Annotated in this window: 21 protein-coding genes and 1 pseudogene; 2 read left to right on the top strand and 20 right to left on the bottom strand. The window is 40.1% G+C overall.

Features of this window, described 5'->3' with window-relative positions; translation table 11 throughout:
• Positions 1-6: 6 nt before the first annotated feature.
• The 14 genes and pseudogenes from ACWYN3_RS38575 to ACWYN3_RS38510 all read right to left on the bottom strand — a co-directional run bounded on the left by ACWYN3_RS38575 (position 7) and on the right by ACWYN3_RS38510 (position 11,959).
• On the bottom strand, positions 7-1,119 hold the full coding sequence (locus tag ACWYN3_RS38575; protein ID WP_456218923.1) for an efflux RND transporter periplasmic adaptor subunit: 1,113 nt from the start codon (positions 1,117-1,119) through the stop codon (positions 7-9).
• Between the two features lie 123 nt (positions 1,120-1,242).
• A complete protein-coding gene (locus ACWYN3_RS38570; protein ID WP_456218922.1) occupies positions 1,243-1,596 on the bottom strand; it encodes a hypothetical protein in 354 nt (117 codons plus the stop codon).
• A gap of 233 nt (positions 1,597-1,829) precedes the next feature.
• A pseudogene (locus ACWYN3_RS38565) lies at positions 1,830-2,770 on the bottom strand (PorP/SprF family type IX secretion system membrane protein).
• Positions 2,771-2,780: 10 nt separating this feature from the next.
• Positions 2,781-3,314: a T9SS type B sorting domain-containing protein gene (locus ACWYN3_RS38560; protein WP_456218921.1), complete on the bottom strand. Its 534-nt coding sequence runs from the start codon at positions 3,312-3,314 to the stop codon at positions 2,781-2,783.
• 71 nt (positions 3,315-3,385) lie between these two features.
• Complete coding sequence (locus ACWYN3_RS38555; RefSeq protein WP_456218920.1) at positions 3,386-6,385, bottom strand: beta strand repeat-containing protein; 3,000 nt, start codon at positions 6,383-6,385, stop codon at positions 3,386-3,388.
• 14 nt (positions 6,386-6,399) lie between these two features.
• Complete coding sequence (locus ACWYN3_RS38550; RefSeq protein WP_456223301.1) at positions 6,400-6,810, bottom strand: YDG domain-containing protein; 411 nt, start codon at positions 6,808-6,810, stop codon at positions 6,400-6,402.
• A 23-nt stretch (positions 6,811-6,833) separates the two neighbouring features.
• On the bottom strand, positions 6,834-7,343 hold the full coding sequence (locus tag ACWYN3_RS38545; RefSeq protein WP_456223300.1) for a YDG domain-containing protein: 510 nt from the start codon (positions 7,341-7,343) through the stop codon (positions 6,834-6,836).
• Positions 7,336-7,890, bottom strand: coding sequence for a YDG domain-containing protein (locus ACWYN3_RS38540; RefSeq protein WP_456223299.1), 555 nt, complete (start codon positions 7,888-7,890; stop codon positions 7,336-7,338). Before ACWYN3_RS38540 ends, ACWYN3_RS38545 begins: the two co-directional genes overlap by 8 nt.
• A 419-nt stretch (positions 7,891-8,309) precedes the next feature.
• Entirely contained in the window at positions 8,310-8,906 is a 597-nt protein-coding gene (locus ACWYN3_RS38535; RefSeq protein WP_456218919.1) for a hypothetical protein, read from the bottom strand.
• Positions 8,872-9,072, bottom strand: coding sequence for a hypothetical protein (locus tag ACWYN3_RS38530; protein ID WP_456218918.1), 201 nt, complete (start codon positions 9,070-9,072; stop codon positions 8,872-8,874). Before ACWYN3_RS38530 ends, ACWYN3_RS38535 begins: the two co-directional genes overlap by 35 nt.
• A gap of 46 nt (positions 9,073-9,118) precedes the next feature.
• A complete protein-coding gene (locus ACWYN3_RS38525; RefSeq protein ID WP_456218917.1) occupies positions 9,119-10,273 on the bottom strand; it encodes an ABC transporter substrate-binding protein in 1,155 nt (384 codons plus the stop codon).
• The gene (locus tag ACWYN3_RS38520; protein WP_456218916.1) at positions 10,270-10,821 is read right to left on the bottom strand and encodes a phage tail protein; all 552 of its coding nucleotides are present in this window, start codon (positions 10,819-10,821) and stop codon (positions 10,270-10,272) included. Before ACWYN3_RS38520 ends, ACWYN3_RS38525 begins: the two co-directional genes overlap by 4 nt.
• 11 nt (positions 10,822-10,832) lie before the next feature.
• The gene (locus ACWYN3_RS38515) at positions 10,833-11,396 is read right to left on the bottom strand and encodes a phage tail protein (protein ID WP_456218915.1); all 564 of its coding nucleotides are present in this window, start codon (positions 11,394-11,396) and stop codon (positions 10,833-10,835) included.
• Positions 11,397-11,428: 32 nt separating this feature from the next.
• Positions 11,429-11,959: a phage tail protein gene (locus tag ACWYN3_RS38510; protein ID WP_456218914.1), complete on the bottom strand. Its 531-nt coding sequence runs from the start codon at positions 11,957-11,959 to the stop codon at positions 11,429-11,431.
• 528 nt (positions 11,960-12,487) lie between these two features.
• Between ACWYN3_RS38510 and ACWYN3_RS38505 the strand changes: the two genes are divergently transcribed.
• On the top strand, positions 12,488-12,976 hold the full coding sequence (locus ACWYN3_RS38505) for a hypothetical protein (RefSeq protein ID WP_456218913.1): 489 nt from the start codon (positions 12,488-12,490) through the stop codon (positions 12,974-12,976).
• A 72-nt stretch (positions 12,977-13,048) separates the two neighbouring features.
• On the opposite strand, the gene ACWYN3_RS38500 is transcribed toward ACWYN3_RS38505, so the two are convergent.
• Positions 13,049-13,537 (bottom strand): Lrp/AsnC family transcriptional regulator, encoded by a 489-nt coding sequence (locus tag ACWYN3_RS38500; RefSeq protein ID WP_456218912.1) that lies wholly within the window; start codon positions 13,535-13,537, stop codon positions 13,049-13,051.
• A gap of 127 nt (positions 13,538-13,664) precedes the next feature.
• Between ACWYN3_RS38500 and ACWYN3_RS38495 the strand changes: the two genes are divergently transcribed.
• Entirely contained in the window at positions 13,665-15,053 is a 1,389-nt protein-coding gene (locus ACWYN3_RS38495; protein WP_456218911.1) for an MFS transporter, read from the top strand.
• 31 nt (positions 15,054-15,084) lie between these two features.
• Here ACWYN3_RS38495 and ACWYN3_RS38490 read toward each other — a convergent pair whose 3' ends face one another.
• The 5 genes from ACWYN3_RS38490 to ACWYN3_RS38470 form a co-directional block, all read right to left on the bottom strand.
• Positions 15,085-15,408 carry a hypothetical protein gene (locus ACWYN3_RS38490; RefSeq protein WP_456218910.1) on the bottom strand — a complete coding sequence of 108 codons (324 nt, stop codon included), beginning with the start codon at positions 15,406-15,408 and terminating at the stop codon, positions 15,085-15,087.
• Positions 15,405-15,608: a hypothetical protein gene (locus tag ACWYN3_RS38485; RefSeq protein WP_456218909.1), complete on the bottom strand. Its 204-nt coding sequence runs from the start codon at positions 15,606-15,608 to the stop codon at positions 15,405-15,407. The genes ACWYN3_RS38490 and ACWYN3_RS38485 overlap by 4 nt, the downstream gene beginning before the upstream one ends.
• A gap of 321 nt (positions 15,609-15,929) precedes the next feature.
• On the bottom strand, positions 15,930-16,535 hold the full coding sequence (locus ACWYN3_RS38480) for a M57 family metalloprotease (protein WP_456218908.1): 606 nt from the start codon (positions 16,533-16,535) through the stop codon (positions 15,930-15,932).
• Between the two features lie 160 nt (positions 16,536-16,695).
• Positions 16,696-17,178, bottom strand: coding sequence for a hypothetical protein (locus tag ACWYN3_RS38475; protein ID WP_456218907.1), 483 nt, complete (start codon positions 17,176-17,178; stop codon positions 16,696-16,698).
• Between the two features lie 110 nt (positions 17,179-17,288).
• Entirely contained in the window at positions 17,289-17,627 is a 339-nt protein-coding gene (locus ACWYN3_RS38470) for a winged helix-turn-helix transcriptional regulator (RefSeq protein ID WP_456218906.1), read from the bottom strand.
• Between the last annotated feature and the right edge of the window lie 74 nt (positions 17,628-17,701).

Genomic DNA, 17,701 nt, shown 5'->3' with positions numbered 1-17,701 from the left:
CTTAAATTAATTTGTGGGTTTGATCTCCAGACCTTCTCTCAGGTTTGAAATACCATCTGCTACTACTTTGTCACCTGCTTTTAGTCCTTTTTGAACGACATAAGAATCGCCGGTACTCGCGGTAGTTGTAATTTCCACAGAATTCACTTTATTCTCTTTGTCTAATACATATACAAATAGTTTTCCCTGTATCTGATAAGTCGCTTTCTGCGGAACCAATAAAGCCGAATTAATCGTTCTGGGAATCCTGACTACGGCACTGCTTCCACTGCGTACCAGTCCGTCATGATTTGGAAAAGTCGCCCTCATATTAATAGATCCGGTTTGGGCATTGATTAAACCGCTCGCAGTTTCAACTTTTCCCGCTGTCGGAAGAATATTGCCATTGGCAAGTACCAGGTTAACAGGAGGCAGCGTAGTCAGCTTTTGCTGCATCGTCACCCCTTTGGCCGCCATAAAAAAGTCAAGCCCCTGTTTTTCATTGATAGAGAAATAAGCATAGATCTTTTCTATGTTTGATACTGTAGTCAACGGATTCGCAGTTGTACTGCTCACCAGGCTTCCAATTTTATAGGGAAGGATACCAATTACCCCATCTACCGGACTATAAATCTGCGTATAGCTCAGGTTCGTTTTAGCATTATTCAATGCTGCATTAGCTTGTGCTAATGCTCCTTGTTTTGACTCCAGCGTATATTTTGCAGATTCCAGCTGATATGGACTGACAATATCTTCATCCACAAGCGGCTTTACTTTGTCAACATTCATTCTTGCCGCATTTACATCGGCCTGTGCTATTTTAATATTTGCCTCTGTTGTTTTGACATTCTGTTCATATTGAGGGGCATTGATACTGAAAAGCAACTGGCCCTTTTTCACAGAAGCCCCTTCATCGACAAAAATATCTGCTACATAACCATCTATTTTTGGACGTATCTCAATATTCTGTATCCCCTGTATAGTAGCAGGATAATCAGAATAAATATTTGCCGTTTTGGGCGAGAGTGTGATTACCGGATATGGTTTAACCTGATCAGCAGGTTTATCTTTTTTGCTTCCACAAGAGGAAAAAATAACCAGGAAAGCCACAATAACTAACAGGTTTTTTGAATTGTTCATGTTATCTTAGATAGGATCATAGCCAATAAAAATTGGCATATACAAGTTAACCATACTAACCTTCAACAAGTTAATATGACTTTGAAAATAGGAACCGGAATAAATTCCGCCTGAACAGGAATTTTAGCAGTAAGGGGGAGCCCGCAGCGGGAGCAGCCGAAACTCATGGCCGCCTACTTTTTTAGTTGTATATAATACCTGGTAGGCAGGTACAACAACAAGGGAAGGTGGTACTAAATCAATTTGAAATGCAGCAGGTGGTTCTGTGACTTGCAAATCTTCTTCAAAACAAAGTAATCTGCAATGCACAACTTTAGCCCTGCACATCGGAGTTTTTAAGTTTCCAATTTCAGTTGAAGCACCTTTATGAAAAAACGCATCGGCATACCTTGCAATCACCCTGCCCTGTAAGCCAAAAACAATGACCAGGATAAGTTGGATTTTCAGCAGGGTATTAACCATTTTTTGCAGCTTCATGATAAGGTAGACTATATTTTTGTCTAATGGTTCAAATGTATTGATAAATTCTGTTCAAATACTGAAGGTTACAACGAAAAATAATTTACTGGATCACGACAGTGCTTCTGGCACTATTTATCTTACCAGAGATATTCTTTATGAACACACCGATGGCATTAGAGGGAACGCAGCATTTAGGTCTTCCACACTGGTTTCACGTTGAGGCAAGTATCGGTTCTTTTATCGGCGGACTAATTCTGATCATTCCTAAATTTCTTATTTATGTTATCATAAATTACTAAAACACGCGAAATCCTTAAGCTCAGTTCAAAATTACCATCAACGTAACCTCTTAGTGCTGCAGTCCCGGAAGTATAGGAGGCATTCAGATTTAATGACTGATACTGCAACCCCATGCCGGCAGTAAAACTTTGTGTAGAATGGTACAGACCGAATACATTGACTCTTTTATTCGCAAACACAAGATTTGCACCTGCGTCAAATATATCACTGTACCCTTTTACACCTCGTATAGCTACTTTAGGTTCAACATCCACTCCATCCTGTCCCTGGCTCAGCTCCAGCCTGTAGCTTGCGGCTCCATAAAATGTAGCCTGATCAACTGCATTATTCACATCAGTTTTATGAAATACACTTTTCAGATTAGGCAATGCGCCCTGTAAGGTTAACCTGTCAGCAGTATAAGCAACACCAAAATCACCATCAACATAAGTTGAACGCTGATTATACTGACTGATCCCTGCATCATTCGGATCTCCGTTAACCAGATTTTCATTTAGTCTTTCATTAGAGAATCCAAGGACACGCCAAAATGTAACTGATTTCCTTTGTCATTGAGCTGTAAATGATAAGCATAGGTAGCCACAGCTCTTGTCCAGCGTTGCAGTCCTATTTTATCATTGCTAATGTTAAGCCCCAAACCTACTCTTGGCGTAACTCCATAATTACCCGTTACCGATTGGGTAACAGGAGATCCTGGTGAGCCGTTCCATTGTGCTCTGTAGGCCAGGTTAAATGCCAGACCGGTATCAATTCCAACCATTGCAGGATTACCCAGATACTGATTCTGATAATACATTGCTGACAATGGATTTAACTGGGCGTATGACTGTTTTGCAGTGAATAAAAACAGCCCCGTTATCAGTCCCCATATTGCTAGATTCCTTTTCATAACTTTAATTTTATTTGTTTCTTACCAGCGTAATGAAGCCTTTAAACCTGCTTCTGCCATTACCAAAATCCAATACATAGAAGTAAGTACCCTCACTCAGCGGGTTACCGTTTATTGTTCCATCCCAGCTATTATCATATGATTTTTTAGCATAAATTAATCTGCCAGCACGGTCAAATATTTTCACTTCATTATTAGGATACATATCAATATTCCTAATGACAAAAAGATCATTTACCCCATCTCCATTAGGCGTTAAAATATTAGTCGCATCAATGGTTTTGTAATCATCATCCACGCTAATGGTAATCTGCTCTGTACTGGTACAACCAGTTGCATTCGTAGCGGTAACGGTATAGGTGGCAGTCTGTGCTGGTCTGATTGTTAATACCGCAGTATTCTGACCGCTTATTACACCTGATGCATTAGCCCAGACATAAGACGTTCCCCCGCTTGCTGTAAGTTTCGTCGTGATACCTTTCGAGATCTCCAGTCCTGCCGATGAAACAATACTGACCACAGGAAGTGGATTAATAGTCAGCACAAAGGTTCTGTTATAAGTATCAATCCCACCATTTGCTGTTCCACCATTATCTTTTACAGTAACTGTAATGTTTACCGTTCCTGAAACAGTATTGTATTGTTAGCCAAACGGTAAGACAACGTTCCGTTTCCACCTGTCTCCTGGCTTACTTTCAAATCGCTGAACATAGCTGGTTTATCGGAACTGATGGTCAGTGTTGTAGTCTGTGCCGATTCAGGTCCCGGACTTATTCCGGTCAGTGCGATAGTTTGTTTAGTGGTCGTATTACATTGCGTAAGATTAGCGATCGTGTTCAGTGCTGGTGCTTCATTGACATCAATCAGCGTAATACTGAATTGTTTGTCAAGTGTTAAACCATATTGAGTGGTGCTTCTTACCCGGATACTGTAAATTGATTTTTGTATGAAGCTCAGACTGGTTTTAGTTTTCACAAGATTACCAGCGATGTCAAACAGCGCATTATCAGTATCTCCGGTGCCACCAACCAGGGTGTAAGTGAAAGTAGCATTCGGATCAAGTGATGTACTGCTTAATGTCCCGGCCAGCGCTCCTGCAGGTTTGTTTTCAAACAAATCTACCGCTGCGAGACTGATACTCGTTGGTAACCCAGGTTTCACAATCAGTACCCCATTCACGAAACTGATAGCATAGTTAGCTGCTATAGCTCCATTCACAGTGATCGGGTAATTACCTGCAAGGGAACTGCTATTTGCCGTGGTACTTACATTTGTGGCACTTGTGAATACACTTATATTTTCTCCATTTACAAAACCACTATAGGTCAGCGTCAAAGGAGGAACAGTTGTTCCCTGTATCATTTCCTTGTTATCAGCCGTAATCGATAAAGGTTGAGTGGTAATGACTCCATTGTTACTGTTCAGACTAGTTACTGCCAGAACATAGTTTCCTGCATCAGCGCCTGTCATTGTTATTCCATTAACCGTTACTGTTTTACCTGTTACAGCATTTTTATTGTCATAAGTTCCCTGAGCAGGGTTATTCAGTATTACATCTTCTGTTGCTACCTTTCCTGTAAAACTATAATTAGCCGCCGTTAAAGTTGCAGTCGTATTGCCATCATAAACCTTAGTAATCATACCAGCAAGTGCGGGTGTAATCGTACCAGAGGTTATCGTACCTGGAGCTGTTAAACTGGCTGTTGAAATCGTATAGTTCCCTGCATCTGCTCCCGTTAGTATTATTCCACTAACCGTTACTATTCTGTTTCCAACATTTTTCAGATCGTAGGTTCCGGCCGAAGGATTATTCATCGCTACATTGTCTGAGCCTATATTTCCTGTGAAACTATAATTCGCACTGGTTAATGCAGCAGTGATGTTCCCGTCATAGACCTTAGTGATCGTACCTGCAAGTACTGGTATAATTGTCGCTGAGGTAATTGTTCCAGCTGCTGTTAAATTACTTGCAGAAAGAATATAGTTGACAGCATCGGTTCCGGTTAATGCAATTCCGCCAACACTCACTGTTCTGCTACCTGCATCTTTCAAATCATAGCTTCCGGCCACAGGGTTATTCAGCGCAACATTGTCTGTGCTTATATTACCTGTAAGACTATAATTTGCACCAGTTAATGTGGCCGTAGTATTACCGTCATAAACTTTAGTGATCGTTCCGGCAAGTACAGGTATAATTGCAGCCTGATTAATCGTGCCCGGTGCTATCAGGCTGGTTGTTGAAAGACTATAATTAACAGCATCAGTTCCGGTTAACGTTATTCCGCCAACAGTTACTATTCTGCTACCTGCATTTTTCAGATCATAAGTTCCACCAGCAGGATTATTCAGAGCCACATCATCAGTACCGATATTACCCGTAAAACTATAATTGGCACCTGTTAGTGCAGCCGTAGTATTACCATCATAAACCTTAGTAATCGTTCCGGCAAGTACAGGCGTAATTGTAGCCAATGTGATTATTCCGGGTGCTGTTAAACTGGTTGCTGATAACGAGTAATTGGCAGCATCAGTTCCGGTTAATGTTATTCCGCCAACAGTTACTGTTCTGTTACCGGCATCTTTCAGGTCATAATTTCCAGCTAAAGGATTATTCAGTGCTACATTCTCAGTACCAACCTTACCTGTAAAACTATAATTCGCAGCTGTCAATGAAGCTGTAGTATTACCATCATAAACCTTGGTAATCGTACCTGCAAGTACAGGTATAATTGTAGCCGATGTGATCGTACCCGGAGCAGTCGCACTCGTTGTTAAAAGACTATAGTTTGTGGCATCGGCTCCGGTTAAGGAGAGTCCGCTAGCCGTTACAGTACGATTTCCTTTATTTTTCAGATCATAAATTCCAGCAACAGGATTATTCAGCGCAACATCGTCAGCACCAATCTTGCCTGCAAGACTATAATTGGCAGCTGTTAATGTAGCAGTCGTATTACCATCATAAACCTTGGTAATTGTACCAGCCAGAACAGGTAGTATAGTGGCTGGTGAGATTATTCCGGGGGCAGTTAAACTGGTTACTGATAACGAATAATTCGCTGCATCTGTTCCGCTTAATGTGATTCCGCTAACACTTACTGTTCTGTTTCCTGCATCCCTCAGGTTGTAAGCTCCTGATGATGGATTATTTATAGATACATTTTCCGTGCCTATCTTACCTGTAAAGCTATAATTGGAACTGGTTAATGTAGCAGCAGTAGTACCATCATAAATCTTGTTAATTACACCCGCTAAAACAGGTATAATAGTGGCTGAAGTGATTGTACCAGGAGCAGTTAAACTGGTTGTTGAAAGGGTGTAATTCCCGGCATCTGTTCCAGTTAATGTTATTCCGCCAACACTTACAGTTCTGTTACCTGCATCTTTCAGATCGTAATTTCCCGCTGCCGGATTATTTAAAGCTACATTCTCTGTCCCTACTTTACCAGTAAAACTATAATTAGCACCTGTTAGTGCAGCAGTAGTATTCCCGTCATAAACCTTAATAATCGTTCCGGCAAGCGCAGGTGTAATTGTTGCTAAGGTAATCGTACCAGGAGCAGTTACGCTGAGCGTTGAAAGTGTGTAGTTCCCTGCATCAGCTCCGGTAAGAGCCAAACCAGTAACAGTTACTAACGATTTCCTACATTCTTAAGCGCATAATTTCCTGTCGCAGGATTATTCAGGACTACATCCTCTGTACCTATTTTACCTGTAAAACTATAATTAGCTCCTGTTAATGCAGCTGTAGTAGTACCATCATAAACCTTGGTAATCGTACCAGCAAGTTGCGGTGTAACTATAACTGAGGTAATTGTACCCGGAGCTGTTAAACTAGTCGTTGAAAGCGTATAATTCCCTGCATCAGTTCCAGTCAGAAGCAGACCAGTAACAGTTACTGTCCGCAGCCCCACATCTTTAAGCGCATAACTGCCCGTCGAGGGGTTATTTAAAGCCACATTCTCTGTACCTACTTTACCAGTAAAGCCATAGTTTGCACCTGTTATAAAAGCAGTAGTATTGCCATCATAAACCTTGGTAATTGTACCTGCAAGCAGCGGTGTAATTATAGCTGAGGTAATTGTACCTGTCGCATTAATGCTTGTTGTTGAAAGGATATAGTTTCCGGCATCGTTCCGGTCAGGAGTAAACCAGTCACACTGACTGTCCGGTTACCAATATCCTTAAGACTGTAAGTTCCGGCAGCAGGATTATTCAAGGCCACATTTTCTGTACCAACTTTACCGGTAAAACTATAATTAGCACCTGTTAAAGTAGCTACAGTATTACCATCATATACCTTAGTAATTGGTAACACCAATGACGGTACAATAGTAGCAGCAGTAATCGTACCCGTCGCACTAATACTTGTTGTTGAAATCGTATAATTGCCCAGGTCTGCTCCGGTTAATACTAAACCAGTAACAGTGACTACACGGTTACCTGCGTCTTTAAGTGCATAAGTACCGTTAGCGGGATTATTTAAAGCCACATCCTCTGTTCCAACCTTACCTGAAAAGCTATAATTAGCACTTGTTAAAGCAGCTGTAGTATTACCATCGTATGTTTTAGTGATTGGCAGAACCAGTGATGGAATAATAGAGGCTGGTGTAATTGCGCCTGTAACGGGTTACAATATTCAATACATAATTCGAAGCTGAAGCACCTGTTAAACCCAAACCCGTAATGGTAATTGCTTTAGCCGCTCCTACACCTGGATTATTATAAGCAGCAGAAGTATAGGTTACGCTGACTACATCGGGAGCTACTAAACCGCCCCCTGCATTGAGCGGATCGAAAACCACATTGGCAACAGCATTTCCATTATAGACTTTAGTTACCGCAGCAAATGTTGCAGTTAAGGCTTTTTGTGCAATGACCAGCGTATAGGCCTGTGACCCTGCACTGATACAGGCTCCCGTTACAGAAACAGTAAAATTGAAGTTACCAGCAGCAGTTGGTGTTCCCGATAAAACCCCGGTAGAAGACAAGCTCAGGCCAGCAGGCACAGTTCCGGAACTAACTGTATAAACGTATGGTGCTGCCCCGCCCGAAGTTACTGTCAGTGCCTGACTATAAGCTGTTTTATAAACACCAGAAGTTAAAGACGAATTTAAAACTATAACCTGGTTAGATAGTGTAAGCTGTGCTGGATTTGAAGTCGCCAGGTTGCTCGCCCCTCTTGCATTTACCCTGTAAAGATTCGTTCCCAGGCCATTGACATTTGAAATTGTAAGTGTATTGGTAACGGATCCGGTATATGGCGCAACATCAGTAAGATCAGTATAACTACCACCCCCATTTGTACTTACCTGCCATTGATAGGAACAGGCATTACTGGCAACAGCAGTGAAACTGGTTCCGCTTCCCGCACAAATATTAAGTTTATCTTGTGGCTGAGTAGTAATTGCAGCTCCTGTAACGAGAAACGTTTCTCCTGAAAGTAAAGGAGAAAAAGAAGTCCCGTCACTTTTATATTCCCATTTAGTCCGGCTATTAACCTCAGCTAAAATTACAGCCGGTGCCCCTGTTGTAAAAGTTCCTATTGTTTTTTTGTACCGCGCTGTATATCCTGTATTAAAATCAAGATCTCCTTCATCATCATGTAAAATGAACGATAAGTTCTGAGCCCCCGCTTGCTTGCCAGTACAGCAGGCAGCATAGAACGGTCTGAAGCAAAACTGCCCGCAGACAGTGTTGCATCCCAGCCAGTTATATTATTGGTATGTAAAGCCTCTGTACCAATATCATGATTCATACTAATCCCGGCAAGTAATGTTGGCGAAGCAACACTGCCCGTAAAAGCAAAAATCTGATCACCACTGAACAGTCCCAGACTCATATATTCATGATCCCCTCCCAGAGGATTTGACCTGGTTGCGAATGATTCTGTGACCCCGGTAATAGTTCCTGCCGGAGCATTAAGTTTATCAAAAGCCAGTAACCTAAACTTACAGTAGACATAAATTTCTGTACCAGCCGGATAGGCCTTATCAGCAGTCCATTTAATTACACCATCGCTAACTGCCTGTGCATCCACCTGAAAAGCATTTGCAGCAGTCCAGCCATAATCAGTAAAAAAAATCACAGTACCGGTTGGCACATCACGCAATAACAGGAAAGAAAAAAACTTCATCATCCTGAGTTACCCCGTTTGTCTCATCGTCCTGAAGATCATAGCCTGTTATAACCAAATCTCCCTTTCCGAGAGGACATTGTTGTGCGACAGCATTAAAACTAATGCCAGCAAGCAGAATAAAACAGAGCAATAGGCCTGTAGTAATCCTTTTAAAGAAGATTTCCATGGTGTGATGGATTAAGAGCGTTAATATGTTTAGGTAATACTAGTTTTTATGAACACATATAGGTGTTAATCCATCCTGACACATATCCCTGAGGTGGATCATCACATATTTCAGTCCATTCTTGCAACACTTCTTCCAGAAGCACTTTATCCTCCACAACCAGGTGATTACCCGCTCCAAGTTTTACCCTGTAAGCCGGTGAAAACACCTGATGTGTTTTTCTATCTATATATAGTTCCCCTTTGGCTCCGTTTATTTCTAAATCCAGCAATTCATCCAGCACTTGTCTGGTACTGAAAAGCGGGTTATCCAAAGAGATCATCATATGTTTAAGTAATAATAATATACCTGTATCCCAGCCTAATGCTCCAATCGCATCAGGTATACGTCCTGTTTTATTTTTAAAAGCAGTACAATAGTCCGTATGCTCACCATTCTTTATTCCGATCGTCCATGGTACATAAGCATTGATAGAGATTTCTTTATTCGTTACGCCATATTCTGGTAAATGAAAATCATCGAGCATTGCCGAATTAACAAAAACATTTAACCGGGCAGCAGGAAATTCGGCAACCAATTTTTCATAAAACACCGGACTTAAATCACTGTATACAGCAAGTACATTGCTGATTTCAGCATTTGCTGTTAAAAAGGCCGAGAGCGGTTTGATATCAAATTCCTCTGCTTTGAATTTACTTACAAAATTGAAAGCCACAGCACTTCCTTTGTCCATATAACCCTTGCCGATTGCATGGCAGAGACTATAACCACCGTCGTAATAAGAGGTTGCCATCACAGCTTTTTCACTAAAACCTGCAGCATATTTACCGGTAAGCCTGCAATTCAGCGCATAGTTCAGGGTGTGATAAATTACATAAGGCTGCCTTTTAACAGGTGGATATTTTGCCCCTCCATTTACAATAATCAACAGCTTTTTCATCGCATTGATTAAAGGAAAAAGACATTCTACTACAGGATGATCCGCAAAAACAACTAATACATCTGCTCTTTTATCCAGCAGCATAATTTCGGCTTCCTTCAGCATCAGCCCGGCATCAGTACCAAAACCAATGGTTGCTGTATGCAACTCGGGTGATAAAGCAGATGCCAATTGTGCTAAAGCCCCCTTTACACCTACCATAAAATTATGAGAGATCAGCGGATAGGTAGTGGAATTTGGAAGCAGTATACCTGTTATCATTGCGTTGGAAAAACACCGAATAATGAAATAATAAAGCTAACAGCCAGAAAAGGCTGCATATTATCATGAGGCTGACTTCCCCCAGCCCCGGAAAGCTGAATATCTGTAGTCAGCGGCGCCATTGTATTGACTGTTGGCGCACGGCGGCTAAAGTACTTTTTCCCGGCTGCAATAGCCAGTCCATTATTCACCGGGGACACCTGATTATCCGGATCTCCTCCTCTGACTTTCATTGTCAGCTCTCCGCTTACCACATGGGAGTGGGCTGGGATCTGGTTCATATTTAATAATACACCCTCAACTCCAGCCATTTGTCCAAGTACATAGTTACTGGTTCCACTCGACTGCCCCATATGAACAGGGATACGCCCACGTAAATCCGGCATAGCAAATGTACTTTGTCCATCACCGCCAAACGTTGTTCCTATTAACTGGAATAATGTCTCATATTCAGAAATAGCAAGCAAACTACCATCACAAAATTGCCATCCTGCCGGGGCAAAATTGCCGCCAAACATTCTGATTTCACCAACATAGGGTTGTGCCATAATCTTATAATTTAACTTCGTGGAGGAAAAACACCTTGCATAGCAATAATAAAATTCAATACTAAGTAAGGTTGCATGTTATTATGGGGGGACTGACTCCCTCCTGAAACACTTGTCTGGGGATCAAAATTTACTGCCAGGGGAGCCATAAAATCTGTAAGACTCGCTGTATTTGCATATAGAAAGTCTGTATTGGGCGATGTAGCTGGCATACTGCTTACCGCATTTGCCGTATTAGGAGCCGTCCCGGTTTTAAGTGCAGGTACAAAGGGGTGCGTATGCAAAGGCATTTCTGTTGGCTGCAGGGCTATTGATGGTACTCCCGCAGTTTCACCAACCACCCTTGGTGTCAGACCAGGCCCGTCTCCAGTACCCATAGGACACATTCCCTGGAAATTAGGAAGCGCAAAATTCGAACGACCATCTCCCCCATAAAATGTTCCTAATAAAGAAAAGAGTGCTGTATTTTGAGATAAAGGCAATAATTGTCCGTTACATGTTGCCCAGCCAGTTGGTGCAAAATTAAAACCGGCTATGCCAATTTCACCAACAAAAGGGTCACTACCTGATGCCATAATATTTGTCGATTAAAAAAATCCAATTAAAATTAATTTCTTGAGGGAAAGATTCCAGTCAGTGCGATTGTGAAATTCAATACCAGGAATGGCATTCTGTTTTCATGTGCCAGGCTTCCACCTTGATTACCCGTATTAAATGGCGCACTATTATACATACCAGTATCCGTATGATTACTAAAACGATTCGTTAAAGCAGGATTCGCCGCATAATAATTATTTTCTGGAGTAGTCATATTAGCAGCTGTACCACCAGCCTTCGCTTTCACAAACCCGGAGCCTACATTATGTAAATGCTGCGGAAGTTCTTGAGGAATAATAGTATGTGATTCTTCACCGGCTTTTTGCCCCTGATCAAAACCAGAGCCGACATGTAAAGGAGTGCGGCCTCTTAAATCCGGCAGACCGAAGCTGACCCGTCCATCGCCTCCATAAGTTGTACCCAGGAGGCTAAATAAAGCCTGGTTTTGGTTTATAGGCATTAACTGCCCATTACATTGTGCATAACCTCGAGGTGCAAACCCAAAAGAGAATATGACTATAGATCCTAAAAAATCTTCCATTTGAGAGCGGAGATTGAATATAAAAGGTGAGCGCTTTTTTTTATACTTAGTAACTCGTTCAGGTAATAACTTGTTATGGTATCGTTAATTGCAGAATAAATGTAGTTTATTTTTTTTTTTTTTCATAAATGCAATATTTATTATTTTTTTTCGTTTCGCTTGCAAATGACTGTATAAATTTCGTTAGGTTTATGGTGCTCTTAAACTTAATGATATGTCAAACCGCAGGTCGTTTCTCAAAAACAGTACCCTTGTAGCAACCGCTACCCTATTCAGTAAACCAATTAGTTCCTTTGCCCATATTAGTAAGTCCGCTGCTACTTTAGAGGCTTCACAGAAGAACATAATTATCTACCATAGCAGCCATCTCAACGGCAATATAAATGGCTATCGTAAAAATCCGGCAGGCATAAACCAGCTAAATAATTTACTTAGTAAGCAACAGACTGGCGGATTAGTTCTCGATGATGCTGGAATTTTCTTGGTATAAATCAAGATACAGCGCACCATTTCGCTGTTATTTCTGCAATGAATACTGCTGGTTATCATGCAAGCATGCCATCCGCACAAGATCTTAGTTATGGGGAAGCGTACCTGGCTAAACTAGCAGACACGATGAATTTCAGTCTCATTAACTGCAATTACCTATTTAATGATCCCAAATTAACCGCAATAGTAAAGCCATGGCAGATCATTCACTTTGGTAAATTCAAAATAGGGATTACCGGCATAGAACCAGAAATCAATGGCATTGGATATCACGATCCGATTAAAAAAGCGAACGATACAGCTCACCATCTCAAACACAATCTAAACTGCGATCTGGTTGTTTGTCTGTCCGGCCTGGATTACCAGCAAAAAGGCAGTATTGCAGATAACACCACACTGGCTGAAAAGTCCGAAGCTATTGATTTTATCATTAGCTCGAATACGATGCATCCAGCCTCCCAGACTATGGTTTTAAAAAACACACCGGACATGATGTCTTTATTGGTCATACTTCGGCCGAAGGCCTGACCATGAGTAAGATGATGTTTGAATTTAAAGAAAAACAAAAACACGCTGCACAGACCAGTCATTTGTCATAAACTAGATCAGATTATGTGTTTCTTTAATTGCAGCCATCACAAAGATGCTCTTGGTCTGACCTATGCCTTTAACTTCTCCAAGTTTATTCACAAAGAAATTGTGATAATCCTCCATACTTTCTGCAACAATTTTCACCATAAAATCAAAATCACCTGAAATATTATAGCATTCCACAATTTCTTTAAATCCCATCATCGCCTTAATAAAGATCTCTCCCGATTTTTTGTTGTGCTCTCTCAATGTTATCATACAAAGAACAATCATTCCCTTACCTACCAACTGCCTGTTTAATATAGCAGCATATTGTTTAATGACCCCGCTCTTTTCCATGCGCTTAATTCGTTCATGGGTTGGTGTCGGGCTTAAATGAATCATGGCAGCTATCTCCCGGACAGTAAGCTTCGCATTTTCTTCCAGCAATCTAAGGATTTCATAATCCTTTTGATCTAATACCGTAACTGGCTTTTCTGGCTGTTCTGTATTTATCATAATTAAGATCTCCCAATAGGAACTTTGTTCTTTCAAAGATACACAAACAATATGTTTGTTCTGAATATTTATTATCATTTCTATAATCTATTCTATATAAATATATTTGAAAGAACAATATCAATTTATGATTTCAAAAAAGAACCTTATTCTCACCATTGCTTCGATGGGTATTTTCGTAGAAGCACTGGATATCGCTATTATTAATCTTACTATTCCTTCCATACAATCACAGTTTAATATCAGTAACGATCAGGTACAATGGCTGCAAACACTTTATGTATTGCTGTATGGCGGTTTCCTGATTATTGGAGGGAAACTATCTGACATTATTGGCAGGAAAACCATCTTTATGATTGGTGCTTCCTTATTTTTACTGACCTCCCTTGGAGCCGGACTTTCAGGTTCATTTGGGATATTAGCTTTTTACCGGGCTGTACAAGGTTTAGCTGCTGCTTTAATTATGCCTTCGGCTTTATCAATAGTCACTCATACCTTTACCGAAAAACACGAACGTAGTAAAGCAATAGGGATTTTCAGTTCCTTTGCCGCTATCGGATCAGGAAGCGGTTTATCAATCGGAGGTATCATCAGTACCTACTGGGGCTGGCATTGGGTTTTCCTGATCAACGTACCCGTTCTGGCCATGGTGATTATTTTATCCTGGTACTATCTTGACAGAGATCCTGCGAGGGAAACAAAAAAATCACCAGATCTTATTTCAGGTTTTTTACTGGTAGCAGCTTTGCTGATGCTGAGTTACGGTGTACATGAACTGGGTAATTTTCAAAAACATTATCTTTTACTAATAAGTCTTGCAGCTGGTATTGCAATTTGTATGAAGCTATTATTTAAGCGCCTTACCACTTTGGAAGTGCCTTTAATAGATTTGTCTATTTTCCGTTCCCGGGCTGTAGTTACATCAAATGGTATCTTCTTTTTACTAGGTTCATTTTTCACCGGTTATCTATTCCTTATCTCCTTATTGCTACAGAAGGACATGGGCTTCAGTGCCGCTAAATCCGGCCTTCTTTTAGTACCTTTTAGTATTTTATCCGCAGTCGTTGCCAAATTCGCTTTACCTCCTTTAATGAAAAGATTTCATACAGGTCAGACCGCTTTTATAGGGATGACAATGATGTTAACCGGCGCAGTTTTGTTAATTGGTTCTATGCTGGCAGGCTATTCACTATTCTTAATATTGCTTTCTGCTGCATTCGTTTCAGGATTAGGAATGACCATTAGCTACACAAGTTTATCTGTACTTTCAATTCAGGACATCCCAAGTAAGCATTATGGCCTGGCTTCAAGCCTGGCAACTACTTCTTATTTTCTTGGTGCTGGAATAGGTCTATCAATTCTGACGCTCTTCATGACTACTAAAAAAAATGTAACGAATGCCGTTACACCGCTTTCAGTAGCTATTCTGGGTACATATGCTTTCCTTGGTATAAGCTGGCTTTTTATATTCATCAGAAATTACAATGCCGCCCAAAGAAGAACATCAATAGTATAAGAGCCAGTTTAAAATTCAATTGATATGGTTTTTAGAAATCATCTGTTAAATTAGATTTTTGCAGATCAAATTTATCAGAAAAATCCTGATTAATAACCCTGGCCAGTTTCAAATCTGATTTTGCCGTTCCAAACCGGCTGCGGTTATTTTTAGTCATATAGTCACTTAATTTAATGTCGCTGGATCTACCTGCTGTATCTACACGAGTATAACTAACGTCAGAAACAGTAACACGATATTTAAAATCTTTAACATGAATAACCACCGAAGCATTCAAAGGGCTATTTACAATCCCCATCATTCCAAAAATAGTGTTTTCTGTATATCTTTGAACGTCAACATCGTATTGGATCAATTTCCCAATAAGCTCACCACCAGCTGCGGAGAAATACGCCGGTCAAATTTGAAACCTTTCGTAGTGGATAAGAGCGTAAAAAGCTTTTCACCTAATTTATCCGCCATTAATTTAGAAGTATAAACTTTCTGAAAAATCACCTCATAGTTCTTTAGAACTATCGAAGTCCCAGGGATACTATCCACAGCTCCATCAGACATTTTCTTTTGACCATTCTGGGCAAAGCAAAAAAGGGGAAAAAACAACACTAACAATACTAGTTTCATATATAATAATCTTAAGCAGGACAGATGACCTTATTATGTTAGAGTCATCTATCCTGAATAAGTTACGATCATAATTTATTTTTTTTTTTTTTTCTGGTTAAATACTATGGATATAATGCAACAGTTGCTTGTTTATCTTTTGTAGACAATACAGTAGCACCCGAATTACATTGACCGCCATTCATCAGTGACGAAGCATCCGTTCCACCAACTCCCGGTACAGGTGTGGCAGTACCTTCACCAATAGAAGACCAGTTAGTGTGTCTCTAATGAAATATTATGTCCAAGCTCATGTGTAATTGTTCTTTGACGCTGTGCAAAACTATTCGCGGCAATATATGCCTTGTTAATTTTGATCAGATTACCCGCAGCGCCGCCAGAAGGGAATGTTCCCTGACCGCAAACACCATTACCAAGATTTTCATCTTTGATCAGGATATCATAACTAGTGCCAGTAACGATTGAAAAACGAACAGTAGATGCTGTAATTGCATTCCATTGATTAACTGCAGAGGTTACTTCTGCATTCATACTGGTCATTGAAGCATCGACTTTTACACGTATATTTTTTTTATTGGTTGCATTTACCAGGCTTCCGGTATAGTACTGTTCAGTTTTTGGCTGACCTTCAGGGATTACCATATTTTTCGGGAAGATAATATCTTCTTCTACAACATAATGATCACCGTTATCTACAATAGATGAGGCAGGGAATCCCAGGCTCTGAATATAGGCTGCTACCTTTTCAGTTTTCTGGATTTGAGGATCTGGATTCACAGGTGCTTCTTTGGTTTTAGAGCACGATGTAATCACTACTGCGGCTAGCGCAATAAAAGCGAAGTTTTTCAAATTTTTGTTCATAGGGTTGAATGTTAGGTAGATCGTAACACTCTAATATACAGAACGAACATTTATTATTGTAACTTTTTTGACATTTATTTTAAACAAGTGTTAAAAATACACCTCATTTAAATGTTCCATATGAATTGAAAAAACAATTCATATGGAACATTTAAAAAAACTACTTAATTATTTTTCCATTTATTCTGATACTTGTCCAGTCATCATCCAGACCAATGCCTTTAAGATAGCTCACTTTATGCGTGCTGCCTTTTAAATTTGGATGATAAACCATATCAAATTCAAAAGTCCTCCGGTTAGCAGTCTTCTCTACCAGCTTAACCTGGTAATCATTTGTACTCTTATCATTTAATGTAAAAAAAACATCATTTACGTTCGCATTAAATTTTGCATGCACGTAAACAACTCCTGGCTGATCAGGATAAGATTCCAGTAACTGATTGTTTTCATCAATTCTAAAATACTTGGTATCAGTTGCATCTCCTCCAACCAGAGAATAAAACTTATAATATAGCTGTTTACCAATTCTTACAGTATCCTGAATTTCTGTATAAGAATGTGCCCCATGCGACCATTTGTTTCCGATTTGCATCGGCATAAAAGAGTCTGTAGCCGCAACAGGCTGTATTACTGTTTTTTTCATTTTACAGGAAGGTATTATTAAAACGATTAATAAATACATTAGATAAGAAGTTTTCATAGGGTTATATTTTTTAACTAATTTATGAATTTAATCGTTAAAAAACATTTTTCTTAAATCATTCCTTGTTTAGCCATCTGCATTTCTCCCCACTCTCTCAGGTAATTGATAAAGGGGATTAATTCTTTACCAGCATCTTTCAGTGAGTATTCTACTTTTGGCGGAACTTCGTGATACACCTCACGATGAACAAGCCCGTCATTTTCCAGTTCTCTCAATGTCTGAGTCAGCATCTTTGGCGTAATATCCCACAGAATTTTACGAAGCTCCCCATATCTCAGTACATTCTCTTCACTCAGATGCCAGATAATACGTCCTTTATACTTTCCTCCCACTCTTTGAAAAGCATAATCCAGGCTGCATACATAACCGGATTGTTTTATTTTCGTCATAACAATATTCATTAAAACCTGTATATCAACATAGTATCTTTTTGGTATGTAGAGTACTTAAAAGTGCATACTTG

The organism is Pedobacter sp. NJ-S-72 (assembly GCF_053890575.1).
Note: the sequence above shows the minus strand (reverse complement) of the source record. Positions and strands in the feature narration are given on the sequence as shown.